General features: G+C 70.1%; 11 protein-coding genes and 1 tRNA gene. 6 read left to right on the top strand and 6 right to left on the bottom strand.

Features of this window, described 5'->3' with window-relative positions; translation table 11 throughout:
- Positions 1 to 33 precede the first annotated feature (33 nt).
- Positions 34 to 1,635, bottom strand: coding sequence for a dolichyl-phosphate-mannose--protein mannosyltransferase (locus CIK81_RS02335; protein ID WP_241963886.1), 1,602 nt, complete (start codon positions 1,633 to 1,635; stop codon positions 34 to 36).
- A gap of 154 nt (positions 1,636 to 1,789) precedes the next feature.
- Between CIK81_RS02335 and rsmI the strand changes: the two genes are divergently transcribed.
- Positions 1,790 to 2,632 (top strand): 16S rRNA (cytidine(1402)-2'-O)-methyltransferase, encoded by an 843-nt coding sequence (rsmI, locus tag CIK81_RS02330; RefSeq protein WP_096166386.1) that lies wholly within the window; start codon positions 1,790 to 1,792, stop codon positions 2,630 to 2,632.
- A gap of 114 nt (positions 2,633 to 2,746) precedes the next feature.
- Here the strand turns inward: rsmI and rpmF are convergent, their stop codons facing one another.
- A complete protein-coding gene (gene rpmF / locus CIK81_RS02325) occupies positions 2,747 to 2,917 on the bottom strand; it encodes a 50S ribosomal protein L32 (protein WP_096166387.1) in 171 nt (56 codons plus the stop codon).
- Between the two features lie 336 nt (positions 2,918 to 3,253).
- Here rpmF and CIK81_RS02320 point away from each other — a divergent pair, with 336 nt between their 5' ends.
- From CIK81_RS02320 to CIK81_RS02310, 3 genes are read left to right on the top strand one after another with little or no spacing between them, the layout of a single operon-like run.
- Positions 3,254 to 4,252: a TatD family hydrolase gene (locus CIK81_RS02320; protein ID WP_114355317.1), complete on the top strand. Its 999-nt coding sequence runs from the start codon at positions 3,254 to 3,256 to the stop codon at positions 4,250 to 4,252.
- Complete coding sequence (gene rsmA / locus CIK81_RS02315; RefSeq protein ID WP_114355316.1) at positions 4,249 to 5,169, top strand: 16S rRNA (adenine(1518)-N(6)/adenine(1519)-N(6))-dimethyltransferase RsmA; 921 nt, start codon at positions 4,249 to 4,251, stop codon at positions 5,167 to 5,169. The genes CIK81_RS02320 and rsmA overlap by 4 nt, the downstream gene beginning before the upstream one ends.
- Positions 5,169 to 6,107, top strand: coding sequence for a 4-(cytidine 5'-diphospho)-2-C-methyl-D-erythritol kinase (locus CIK81_RS02310; protein WP_114355315.1), 939 nt, complete (start codon positions 5,169 to 5,171; stop codon positions 6,105 to 6,107). The genes rsmA and CIK81_RS02310 overlap by 1 nt, the downstream gene beginning before the upstream one ends.
- A 735-nt stretch (positions 6,108 to 6,842) precedes the next feature.
- Here the strand turns inward: CIK81_RS02310 and CIK81_RS02305 are convergent.
- Positions 6,843 to 7,046: a hypothetical protein gene (locus CIK81_RS02305; RefSeq protein WP_114355314.1), complete on the bottom strand. Its 204-nt coding sequence runs from the start codon at positions 7,044 to 7,046 to the stop codon at positions 6,843 to 6,845.
- Positions 7,047 to 7,368: 322 nt separating this feature from the next.
- On the opposite strand from CIK81_RS02305, the gene CIK81_RS02300 reads away from it, so the two are divergent.
- Complete coding sequence (locus CIK81_RS02300; RefSeq protein ID WP_147272335.1) at positions 7,369 to 8,754, top strand: HNH endonuclease signature motif containing protein; 1,386 nt, start codon at positions 7,369 to 7,371, stop codon at positions 8,752 to 8,754.
- 6 nt (positions 8,755 to 8,760) lie between these two features.
- Here CIK81_RS02300 and CIK81_RS02295 read toward each other — a convergent pair whose 3' ends face one another.
- The 3 genes from CIK81_RS02295 to CIK81_RS02285 form a co-directional block, all read right to left on the bottom strand.
- A complete protein-coding gene (locus CIK81_RS02295; protein WP_114355312.1) occupies positions 8,761 to 10,647 on the bottom strand; it encodes an ABC-F family ATP-binding cassette domain-containing protein in 1,887 nt (628 codons plus the stop codon).
- A 375-nt stretch (positions 10,648 to 11,022) separates the two neighbouring features.
- Entirely contained in the window at positions 11,023 to 11,550 is a 528-nt protein-coding gene (locus CIK81_RS02290) for a MarR family winged helix-turn-helix transcriptional regulator (RefSeq protein WP_096166394.1), read from the bottom strand.
- Positions 11,551 to 11,739: 189 nt separating this feature from the next.
- Entirely contained in the window at positions 11,740 to 12,387 is a 648-nt protein-coding gene (locus CIK81_RS02285) for a TetR/AcrR family transcriptional regulator (protein ID WP_114305856.1), read from the bottom strand.
- 172 nt (positions 12,388 to 12,559) lie between these two features.
- Here CIK81_RS02285 and CIK81_RS02280 point away from each other — a divergent pair.
- Positions 12,560 to 12,631, top strand: a tRNA-Gln gene (locus CIK81_RS02280).
- Positions 12,632 to 12,633: the final 2 nt, after the last annotated feature.

Here is a 12,633-nt window from a genome sequence, read left to right as displayed (position 1 = left end):
GGGGGGGGGGGGGGGGGGGAGCGCACCAGGGGATCAGGTCCAGCCGGGCAGCCACATCCGGTAGCGCCACTGCTCCAGATCGATGACCTCGCCGGTCCACAGCGGCCAGAAGAAGGCCGAGACCAGCACGATGAGCACGAGCAGCGAGCCGGCGAAGAGCCCGCCCGCCAGACGGCGCTCCGAGTCGGCGCCGCGGGGTCCGATCACCAGCCCGAGCACGTAGGCGAGGCACAGGATCAGCCAGGGCTCGAACACGACGGCATAGAAGGTGAAGATCGTGCGGTCCATGTAGAGCAGCCACGGCAGGTAGCCGCCGATGATGCCGGCCAGCGCGGCCCAGGCCCGGCCGTCGAAGCGCAGGATCGCCAGGAGCAGGGTGACGATCACGGCGATGCTGCCCAGCCACCAGATCAGCGGGTTGCCCACGTCCAGGATGTGCGAGGCGCACTTGGCGACCTCGCAGCCGTTCTCCCCGTACTCGTAGGAGCGGTAGTAGAAGTTGGTGGGCCGCAGCATCAGCGGCCAGCCCAACGGGTTCGCCTGATAGGGGTGCTCGGAGTCCAGTCCGACATGGAAGTCGTACGCCTGGCGGTGGTACAGCCACAGCGAGACCAGCGAGTCGATGACCCCGTTGCCCGTGCCCGCTCCGTCGCGCTCGGCCAGGTGCCGGTTGTAGCCCACCGAAGAGGCGAACCACCCCGACCATGACAGCACGTAGACCACCACCGCGGTGCCCACGGTCGCGAAGAAAGCGGGGATCGCATCCTTGACCAGGCCGCCCAGCAGCCAGCGGCGCTGGGCGATCGTGCGTCGTGCCCACCAGTCCCACAGCACCGTCATGATGCCGAACACCGCGATCATGTACAGCCCGGACCACTTCACCGAGCAGGCCATCCCGAGCAGCACCCCGGCGGCGAGACGCCAGGGGCGCAGGCCCCCGGAGATCCCGAGGGTCGGCGCGAGCGCGGCGCTCGCGTGCAGGCGGGCGGTCTCCCGGGCGAGCCGTTCGCGGAATCGGTCGCGATCGATGAGCAGTGCTCCGAACGCGGCCAGCGCGAAGAACATCAGGAACGGGTCCAGCAGGCTCGTGCGGGAGTGGACGATGTGCATGCCGTCGATCGCGAGCAGCAGCCCGGCGATCAGGCCGACGGTGGTCGAGCGGAACAGCCTGCGGCCGATGAAGGTCAGCATGAGCACTGCGGCCGAGCCCATCAGCGCGCTCGAGATCCGCCAGCCGGCGGGGGAGTCGGGCCCCATCAGCGACATGCCGAGGCCGATCAGCCACTTGCCCAGCGGCGGATGGACCACGTACGAGCCGGTGTCCTCGTAGGTGTCCACGTCGCCGGACTCGAACACGGCGTCGTGCTCGTCGGGCCAGGACATCTCGACGCCCTCCTGGGTGAGGGCGTAGCCGTCCTTGACGTAGTACGTCTCGTCGAAGATCAGCTCGTCCACGGTGCCCAGGCCCCACAGCCGCAGCACGAGCGCGAGCCCGAACAGGGCCATCGCACCGGCCCAGGCCACGCGCGAGACGGGGAGATCGAACGTCTTCAGCCGGCGACGGTAGGAGGCGAGCAGCTCATCGGGCTCTCCCTCGACGTCTGCGCGATGGGTCGCGACCTCCTCCGTGTGCACCCGCACATGCTAGGACATCCGTCTCCTCCGCCCCGAACCCCGGACTGCGCGCGGCGCACCGACGACCGACGAGCGGGATGACCGGCGATGACTGGCGATGACTGGCGATGACTGGCGATGACTCACGACGACTGACGACGACTAGCATGGCCGGATGCTCGAACCCGGAGTCCTCACCCTCGCCGCGACCCCCATCGGCAACCCGCTGGACGCCTCCGTGCGCCTCATGCGCGCGCTCGAGCAGGCCGACCTGATCGCCGCCGAGGACACGCGACGGCTGGCACGGCTCGTCGGCGCCCTCGAGGTGGAGACCACCGGAAGGATCCTTTCGTACCACGAGCACAACGAGGCCGAGCGCACGAGCGTCCTGCTCGACGCCCTCGCGGCCGGGGACCGGGTCCTGATCGTCACCGATGCCGGCATGCCTGTGGTCTCCGATCCCGGTTTCCGCGCCGTGCGCGCCGCGGCCGACGCCGGCGTCCGGGTCACCGTCATCCCTGGCCCCTCCGCGGTGCTCACGGCGCTCGCGGCGTCGGGGATCGCCCCTGACCGCTTCACCTTCGAGGGCTTCCCACCGCGCCGCGAGGGTCGACGCACCAGCGCGCTCGAGCCCCTCGCCGCCGAGCAGCGCACGATGGTGTTCTTCGAGTCGCCTCGCCGCACGGCCGCCACCCTCGCCTCGATGGCCGAGGCGTTCGGGCCGCAGCGGCCGGCTGCGCTCGCGCGCGAGCTGACCAAGACCTATGAGGAGATCGTGCGGGGCACCCTCGGGGAGCTCGCCGAGAGGGCCCGGGAGACCGAGGTGCTCGGCGAGGTCGTGATCGTGGTCTCCGGTGCGGAACCGGTGGCTGCGAGCGCCGAGGACCTGGTCGAGCAGGTCCTGGCCCGCGTCGCGGCGGGGGAGCGCCTCAAGGACGTCACCAAGGACGTGGCCAAGGCGCACGACGGCATCAGTGCGAGCGAGCTCTACGATCTGGCGCTGAGCCGGAAGCGCTGAGTGACTGGCTCGGCAGCGCTGACCTTGGCGGCCTTCGGGCAGCACGAAGCCCCCGGCACCGAGTGCCAGGGGCTTCGTCGACGATCAGCAGCGGGTCGGAGGACCCGAGGAGGATCAGTCCTCGATCTCGAGGAGACCGCGCTGGTAGGCCTTGGCCAGGCGACGCGGGACGGACGCGGTACGGCCACGGACCGTCACCTGCACGAGGTCGGCGTTGTTCGCCTTCCACTGCGAGCGACGGGAGTGCGTACGAGCGCGGGACATCTTGAACTTGGGCACTGCCATGAGGACGCTCCTTGACGGTCCGGAGATGAACTGGCGTTGGCGTCCGTCCCGAGCAGCGACCCGAACCCGGTCCTGCTGAAATCGGGGCGCTCGGGTGCACGATGGGACGCACAACGACGACCCATCTTGTCACACAGGCTCAGTTCGCGTCCTCCTGGAGGCTCGTGACGTATCCCACCGCACATCGATGTGGAGTGGCCAGAGCGTCGGCAGGCCGTCACCACCCGTCGGCCGTGCCGACGGGGATCCTGATCCGTCGTCGGGCCTCGTCCCGCGCAGGCGCCCGGTGGACGGCCGGTGGACGGCCGGCCCGCCTGATCCTTCTACCATGGTCGCATGCCGTCATCGCCTGAGACCGAGTCCCGCCCTGGCGCCGGATCCGCTCCGACCCCGGCCGCGCCGCCCCCGGTGCGCAGCCGCGAGGACATCGACCCGCGAGGCAGGTCTCGAGACCGCTCGTGGCCGCCGCAACCCGAGCCGCTGCCGTTCCCGGTGATCGACAACCACTGCCATCTCGACTTCGCCGACGGCGACCAGGCGCTCAACGTGCACGACCACGTCGCGCGCGCCGCGGCGGTGGGTGTCGATGCACAGATCACGATCGGCTCGGACGTGGAGGCCGTGCGCTGGACCGCCGAGCTGCTCGCCTCGGAGTCCTGCCCGCCGTCCCTTCGCGGCGGCGTCGCCGTCCACCCGAATGAGGCGGCCCTGCATGCGCGCGGCGCCGATCATGAGGGCAGCCCGCTGATCGGCCTCGACGAGGCGATCGCCGAGGTCTCCACCCTCCTGCGCGGCCCCGGCATGGTCGTGGTGGGCGAGACCGGACTGGACTGGTTCCGCACGTCGAGGGACGACGAGACGGCGCGCACAGCCCAGATCGACGCGTTCCGCGCGCACATCGCCCTGGCCAAGGAGCTGGGTCTGCCGATGCAGATCCATGACCGCGATGCCCATCGCGACGTGCTCGACGTGCTCGAGGCCGACGGGGCGCCGGAGCGCACTGTCTTCCACTGCTTCTCGGGCGACGCGGAGTTCGCTCGTGCCTGCGCTGATCGCGGCTACTACCTCTCCTTCGCCGGCAACGTGACCTTCAAGAACGCCGGATACCTCCGCGAGGCCCTGGCCGAGGTGGGCCTCGGTCAGGTCATGGTCGAGACCGACGCGCCGTTCCTGACCCCGGTCCCGCACCGCGGGCGCCCGAACTCGTCGTACCTGATCCCGCTGACCATGGCGACGATCGCCGACGTCACCGGCACCGAGCTGGAGCAGGCATGCCGCACGATCCGCGCCACCACCCAGCAGGTCTACGGGTGGCCGGAAGCGGTGGCGGCATGAGCGGGCAGGTGCCCGGGCCCGCGAGCGGGGCCGGATCCGAGACTGGGTCCGAGAGCGGGCTGCTGCTGACCGGACGCGATATCCGCGAACTGGCCGCGGCGGCGGGCATCCGGCCCTCGAAGCAGCGCGGGCAGAACTTCGTCATGGATCCCAACACGGTCCGCACGATCGTCGGCCGCGCGGGGATCACCCCGGGCCAGGCCGTGCTCGAGGTCGGGCCCGGTCTCGGCTCCCTGACCCTCGGACTGCTCGAGGCCGGAGCCGATGTGGCCGCGATCGAGCTGGACCGCGGACTCGCCGAGCTGCTCCCGATGACGCTGCGCGCACGCGGCGTGGACGACTCCCGCCATCGTCTCGTCCATGCGGACGCGCTGCAGGTCCGGGAGCTGCCCTCGCCGCCGAGCGGGCAGGCGCCGACCGCCCTGGTCGCGAACCTCCCGTACAACGTCGCCACCCCGATCCTGCTGACCGTCCTCGAGCGCTTCGACTCCGTCCGCACCGCCTTGGTGATGGTGCAGTCCGAGGTCGTGGACCGGCTCACCGCCGGACCGGGCAGCCGCATCTACGGGGGCCCCAGCGTCAAGACCGCCTGGTACGGCCGGGCCGTGCACGCCGGCCGCATCTCCCGACAGATCTTCTGGCCGGTGCCCAATGTCGACTCCGCTCTGGTCGAGCTGATCCGCCATGACGAGCCCCTGGGCACGCCCGCTGAACGGGACCAGGTGTTCGCGGTGGTCGACGCCGCCTTCGCCCAGCGCCGCAAGACGCTGCGTGCCGCTCTGGCCGCCTGGGCCGGGAGCGCGGACCGCTCCGAGCGGATCCTGCGCGCCGCCGGTGTCGACCCGACCGCGCGAGGCGAGACCCTGGAGATCGAGCAGTTCCGGGCGATCGCCCGGGCGAGCGGAGAGATCACCTGATGGTGGAGGGCCTCGGCCGCGTCGTGGTGCGCGCCCCCGGCAAGATCAACCTGTCCCTGGTGGTCGGAGCCGTGGACGAACGCGGGTACCACCGCCTCGCCACCGTCTTCCAGGCCGTGGACGTCTACGAGACGGTGACCGCGACCCGGCTCGAGGGCGCAGGCTCGGCGCTGACCCTCCAGGTCGACTCCGACGTGCCGGGCGAGATCCCGCTGGACGGCACGAATCTCGCTCTGCGTGCGGCGGAGATGCTCCGCACCGAGTACGGCGTGACCGAGGGTGCCGCTCTCCATGTCCACAAGCAGGTGCCGGTGGCCGGCGGTATGGGCGGGGGATCGGCCGACGCTGCGGCAGTCCTGGTCGCCCTGGACAGGTTATGGGGGCTCGACCTGGCGCCGGGCGAGCTGCGCACCCTCGGTGCCCGCCTCGGTGCCGACGTCCCCTTCTCGACGCTCGGGCACACCGCCCTCGGCCGCGGGACCGGAGCCGACCTCACCACCGTGCTCACGCATGGCGAGTGGACCTGGCTGCTGGCGTTCCCCGGCGGTCACCTGTCCACCCCTGAGGTGTATCGCCGGCACGACGAGATCGCACGTGCGGTGGGCCGCGCCCTGCCGGAGCAACCCGAGATCGAGGAGCTGCAGTTCCAGGCACTGAGCTCTGGCGGTGCGGCGATGCTGGGGGAGACGCTCCACAACGACCTGCAGGCCGCCGCGTTCGCGCTGGACCCCCGGCTCGAGCCCGTCGTGGAGCTCGCAGAGCGGTCGGGGGCCTTCGGAGCCATAGTCTCCGGGTCCGGGCCGACCGTCGCCGCCCTCGTCGAGGACGACCAGCACGCTCATGAGATCGGTGCGCGGATGCGCCAGGAGCAGCTCGTGGAGTCCTACCTCGTGGCCCGCGGATCCGCCCCCGGCGCGAGCATCCTCGAAGAGTCCTGAGCTCTGAGCTCTGAGCTCTGAGCTCTGAGTCCTGACGCCTGGGTCCTGAGTCCTGACGCCTGGGTCCTGGTGTCATCAGGCTTCCGCTCCTGGGGCCGCAGGTCGAGAATGCCGGTTCGGAAGATCGGATGCGCCTCGTTGCGGGACGATCCACAATTCTCGGTGGATAGTTGACTGGATACGGGGACCGAGGTATTCCGACGTATTTCATGTCGATGGCGTCGGGCGTGCGGTGAGGTAGTGCGGCAATGCGGACGGCGCGGGTAGGTAGTGCTGGCCGTGCACGGCAGCCGACGTGGACAGCGGCGCTGCATGTACCTTGTGTGCGTTTGTGTGTAGATCGACAGAGGCGCGCCATGAGGGGTCGGTCCGCGCCTGTGCGGCATCCTTGCCCGGAACGTTCCTGTGCCAGCCTCACCTGCAGCATCGGCAGTATCTGGTGCGCCTGGCGCGCCTGCCTGGGCTGCCTTTATGCTGCATCGACTGCCCAGGTACTGTGTTTGCGATGCAGCAGCGACTGCTCCTGCGGTGCTCTCAAGGTGGTGTCGTCGAGGGTGCGCTCCGCCGTGCCGTGACGCTCCTGTGTGGGCCGCAATGCGGATCGGCAGACCTCTGACCTTTCCTCCACAGGACCTTTTTGTCCACATTGGTGTCCACGTTTCCGGTCGTACGTGCGGAGATTCCGGAATAACCCTACGGTAACTCGAATGTGCGTGCGATAATGGTGGGTATGGATCAGGGTGCGGCAGGTGAGATGCGGGGAGACGAGGGAGCCGACGGAGGTTCCTTCGAGGGCGCGGGTGCGTCCTCCTCCTCCTCCTCCTCCTCCTCCTCCTCGTCCTCGTCCTCGTCCTCGTCCTCGTCCTCGTCCTCGTCCTCGCCGGACTCGGCGCTGGTGCCCGCCGAGGGCGGTGGCGAGACGGCCGCCCGGCGAGGCATCGCGATCGTGGCGGGGGAGGGCGAGCTCCGGCTCGGCGATGTCGACCTGTCGGCGGCGAGGTCAGTTCTCGCCAGTCTCGGCGCTGACGGGGCGGAATCCCTGGCGCATCTCTCGACCTCGGACACGATCGAACTCCTCGCCGGCCTGAACGGGATCTCCGCAGCGATAGCCGCGGTGCAGGCGCGAGCGCTGCTCCGACTCGAGACTGCCACGAAGGAGGATTGCCTCGCTCGTGGCGCGAAGCCACGAGTCGCTCTGAGGACGGCGCGCGCCGAGGCCGCTTTCGCTCTGCATGCCGCACCGGCAGCAGCAGGTCAGAGCATGTCGAGCTCGCGACGTCTCGTGCAGTCGATGCCCGGGATGCTCTCTGCTCTCGCTGGCGGCAAGGTGTCCCCGGCGGCCGCGCACCGCGTCGGCCGCGTCGTCGGCCCGGCCTCCCCGCGCCTGCGCACCCAGGTCGACGACGTGCTCACCGAGCACCTGCCGTACCTCGAGGGCTGCGGCGTGCAGGAATGGGGGAGTGAGGCGGAGAAGATCATGCAGACTCTCGACCCGGACGGTGCAGCCGCCCGTCATGTGCGCGCCACGCAGAGCCGGGGCGTCACCGTGCGCAGGTCGGAGAACGGGATGAGCCGCGTGACCGCGACGCTCACAGCGCTCGACGGGGCCAGGATCCGCAAGGGTCTCTCGCTCGCCGCCGAGAAGGCTCGTGCGCACGGGGATCGTCGCGGGCACAGCCAGATCATGGCCGATCTGTTCGCGGACACCCTGATCGGGCGCGGCACCGGCGATGCGCCCACCACCATGGAGATCGGAGTGATCATCACGGATCGCTCGCTCTTCGCTCCGGCGCACGCGGACCCTGCCGTCATCGAGGGCCTCGGGCCCGTCCCCTATGAGCACATCCGCGAGGAGATGCGGTGCGCGATGGGCACCGGTGATGACGATCCCGACCTCCGGCTCGCCCTGCGGAATCTGTACATCGATCCCGAGGACGGTCAGCTCGTCGCAGTCGAATCCCGCTCCCGAGCGTTTCCTCCAGCGCTGTCGAGATTCCTCCGATGGAGCCACCTCACCTGTCGAGCGCCCTACTGCGATGCCCCGATCCGTCAGAACGACCACATCACGCCGTATGCAGAGGGTGGCTCCACCTCGGTGGACAACGGGAACGGCCTTTGCGCCCTGGACAATCAGAAGGAAGAGGCCGGTGTCCGGGCTCGAGTCGTGCGCGACGCCGACGGGACACGACGCGCCGTGGAGTGGACGACACGTTATGGCCAGAAGGCCCGGAGGAGAGGCACCAACTTCGACCCCGTCGGCACTGCCTGGCGGACCCTCCGCGGCCGGAACCCTCACGCTGATCAGGGCACCAGTGCGTCGCCATCCCGAAATGACGACGCGGAGCAGCGCGACGTGGAGCAGCGTCCCGTCGCGGAGGTCCCGACGCACGACGGAGACTTCCTGGAGGGGTGGACAGCGCGGACCCTCGATGACGTCGCCCGGAAGTGGGAGCGCGAGGCACCGGAGCCCTCATCGCATGCCAGCACCCATCGCGGACTGCATCGAATCGCGCTGGCCGGTTTCACCGCTCACCACCGCCGTGACTCGCTGAATCGACAGCGGCTCACGCTCCAAGCTCGCTGTGACTACGTGTTCGACGCCGCCGCTGCGCTCGAAGCGGGCCGATGGCGGTCGGTCGACGGCTGAGGCCGCTCAGCCGATGATCTCGGAGAGCTCCAGCCACCGCTCCTCGAGCGTCTCGATCTCCAATTCGATGTCACGCAGCTCATCGGTGATCGACTGCAGCCCCTGGTAGTCCGACTGGTCGTGAGCCGCGAGCTTCTCGTGCAGCTTCTTGGTCTGCCCGGTGAGCTTCTCCATGCGACGCTCGGCCGCGCTCAACTCCTTGCGAGCGGCATGGGCCTGCGCACCGGAGATTCCGGCCGACGCTCCCGACGCCGCCGATCCGTCGGACCCCTCAGAGCCGGCAGCTCCGGCAGCTCCGGCAGCTCCGCCGGAGGACTCCTGACTCGATGAGGAGCCCTTGGCCGGCGCGAAGCCGGACGCCCGGCTGGCCTGACCGGCTGTCGTCGCCTCGGACTCGGACCGCAGCTTCAGGTACTGCTCCACGCCACCGGGCACGTGCCGAACGGTCCCGTCGAGCACCGCGTACTGGATATCCGTGATGCGCTCGAGCAGGTACCGGTCGTGGGAGACCACGATCAGCGGGCCGGGCCAGGTGTCCAGCAGATCCTCCATGGCCGCGAGCATGTCGGTGTCCATGTCGTTCGTCGGCTCGTCCAGGACCAGCACGTTCGGCTCCTCGAGGAGCGTGAGCAGCAGGTCCAGCCGCCGCTGCTGACCACCGGAGAGTGCCTTGACGAGGACCTTCTGGTGTGCAGCGGTGAAGCCGAGGCGCTCCAGCAGCTGCCCGGGGGAGACTTCGTCCTTCCCTGCCTTGAACGTGGTGCGGTACCTGCCCACCACATCGCTGACCCGGGAGTCCAGATGGTCCTGCAGGCCCTCGAGCCGCTGCGTGACCTGACGGACCGTGACCGTCTTGCCCCGCTTGACGCGACCGGCCTGCGGTTCGAGGTCGCCGGTGAACAGGGCGAGCAGTGTCGACTTGCCGGCGCCGTTGGGGCCGAGGACGCCGATCCGGTCTGCGGGGCCGATGTGGAGCGTCACGTCGTTCAGCACGCGGACGTCGCCGTAGCCCGCGTCCACGTCCAGCACGTCGAGCACGTCCCTGCCCAGTCGCGAGGTCGCGAGCTGCGTCAGCTCCACCGTGTCGCGCACGGGCGGTTCGCCGGAGATCAGCTCATTGGCCGCGTCGATCCGGAACTTGGGCTTCGACGTGCGGGCGGGAGCGCCCCGGCGCAGCCAGGCGAGCTCCTTGCGCATGAGGTTCTGTCGCTTGGACTCGATCGTCGCGGCCTGGCGGTCGCGCTCCACGCGCTGCAGCACATAGGCGGCGTAGCCGCCCTCGAACGGCTCGACCATCCCGTCATGCACCTCCCACATGCGAGTGCACACGGCATCGAGGAACCAGCGGTCGTGGGTGACGACCACGAGGCCGCCGTCCCGTCCGCTCCAGCGGCGACGCAGGTGCTCGGCCAGCCAGGCGATGCCCTCGACGTCGAGATGGTTGGTGGGTTCGTCCAGCAGCAGCACGTCCCAGTCACCCACCAGGAGCTCGGCGAGGTGCACGCGGCGCAGCTGCCCGCCGGAGAGATCGGCGAGGTTCGACTCGAGGTCGACCTCGTCCAGGAGGCCGGCCAGGACGTCTCGGATGCGGGGATCGGAGGCCCACTCGTATTCGGGGCGGTCGCCGACCACGCGCTCGCGCACGGTCGTGTTCGCCGTGGCGTCGTCCTGCTGGTCCAGCACGCCGACGCGCACGTCGCCGCGCACCGTGACGCGCCCGGAATCGGGACCCTGCCTCCGGGAGAGCATCCGCAGCAGCGTCGACTTGCCGTCGCCGTTGCGTCCGACGACGCCGATGCGGTCCCCCTCGTCGATCCCGATCGTGACGTCGTCGAGCAGCACGCGATCAGGGAGGGAGACGTGGAGGGACTGGGTGCCGAGCATATGAGCCATGGGGTGGTGCGTCCTTCACAGATGGAGCGGAGCCGACGTGGTGGAGAGCCGGTGGGCTGGCGGTCCGGAGAGGCGGCGGGCCTGGGAGCCGACGAGCCGGAAAGCTGGCGGGCCGGAAAGCTGGTGGGCCGGAGAGCCGGCGGGCCGAACGGCTGGCGCCGCGGGAGCACGGTCCCGAGAGCAGCGCGAGAAGCCCGACCTGCCCGACCAGCTCGACCTGCCTGACCAGCTCGACCAGCTAGAGCACGGGCGGCGGGAGATCAGGAGGGATAGAGCGCGGGCGGCGACAGGCCGACGGCCTCGAGGTCGCACGCGTGGCGCCCACGGATACTGCACGGTCCGGCGCGAGAGCGGACGCCGAAGCGATCAGCGGGCTCACGACTCGTCCGCCTCGAAGGTCAGCAGCAGCGAGCGCAGCGTGCTGGCGAGGGCGGACTGGCCCTGCGCGCTGAGCGGCTGCAGCAGCCGGCGCTCCGCGGAGAGCAGGCTCTCCATCGCCGTGTCGACCCGGGAGACCCCGTCGGGCTGCAGGCGCACCTCGACGGCGCGGCCGTCGCGCGGGCTGCGGTTCTTGCTGACCAGGCCCCGGGCGACGAGCTTGTCGATGCGCGTGGTCATGGTGCCGCTGGTCACGAGGGTCTGATGCATGAGCGCACCGGGGGAGAGGGCGTCGTCGCCGCTGCGCCGAAGGGCGGAGAGCATGTCGAACTCCCAGCCTTCGAGACCGGCGGCGGCGAAGGACTCGCGGCGTGCGGTCTCGAGGTAGCGGGCCAGTCGCGAGATGCGGGAGAACACGGCTAGCGGTTCGATGTCGAGGTCCGAGCGCGCCCGTTCCCAGCCCTGGATGATCCGGTCGACCTCGTCGAGGCACGGCGCGGCGGCGTCATCAGCAGTCGTGGGCATGGGCCGAGTCTAGGGTCGGGACGATCGGACAGACAGGATGCCCCGGCCCCGGGTGGTGCGTGCCACGGTCTGGAGCGGCGGAGAGCGGTGGAGAGCGAAGGGGACCTGCGGGCCCCGGGCGTCGTTCCCGGAAGAGCGCACCGGAAGAGCGCATCGGATCAGACGCTCCGCCAGGACGCCCGCACCGGATCAGCCGCGGGCGTCCTGGCGGAGCGTCGGCTCCTTCTGGAGAGCGACCAGTCCGTACCAGGAGAGGTTCACCATCCGCGCGGCGACGACCTCCTTGGTCGGAGTGCGGGTCTCGACCCACCACTGACCGGTGTACGCCACCATGCCGACGAGCATCTGCGCGTACAGCGTGGCGTCACGCGTGGGGTAGCTGTGCATCTTCAGCTGCGCGGCGAGGATGTCCTCGACCCGTCGGGCGACGTCGGTCAGCAGCGAGGAGAACGTGCCGCCGGCCTGGCTCACGGGGGAGTCGCGCACGAGGATCCGGAAGCCGGCCTCGTTCTCGTCGATGTAGGACAGGAAGGCCAGCGCGGCCCGCTCCATGAGCAGACGGGGATGGGCGCGCTGATCGCTGAGGGAGCGCTCGAGATCCGCCAGGAGAGTGCTCACCTCGCGGTCCACGACCACCGCGTACAGGCCCTCCTTGCCCCCGAAGTGCTCGTAGACGATCGGCTTGGAGACCGTCGCGCGGGCGGCGATCTCCTCGACGCTGGACATGTCGAAGCCCTTCTCGGCGAAGACCTGTCGGCCCACCGCCACGAGCTGCTCGCGCCGCTCGCGCCCTGTCATCCGGGTCGACCGACCTCGGGAAGCACCCTTCTCCGCCATGGCGAGAGTGTCGCACAGGCGTGGCCAGGAGCACCCCGGGGCGTCGCTGGCAGCGGCCCGGACAGGACGTTCCGGAGGATAGGATCGGTCCCGCGCTCACGGCGCCGGTCCCTCACGTCCGCATGCTCCGCGGCGGGCGCTGCGCCGAGGGCCCCGGCTCCCTGCAGCACGGTCCGCCATGGTGTAATCGGCAACACCTCAGATTTTGGTTCTGAAGTTTCAGGTTCGAGTCCTGATGGCGGAACG

This window comes from Brachybacterium sp. JB7, from assembly GCF_003335205.1.
Classification (GTDB): domain Bacteria; phylum Actinomycetota; class Actinomycetes; order Actinomycetales; family Dermabacteraceae; genus Brachybacterium; species Brachybacterium alimentarium.
This window is presented reverse-complemented; position numbering and strand designations above follow the sequence as displayed.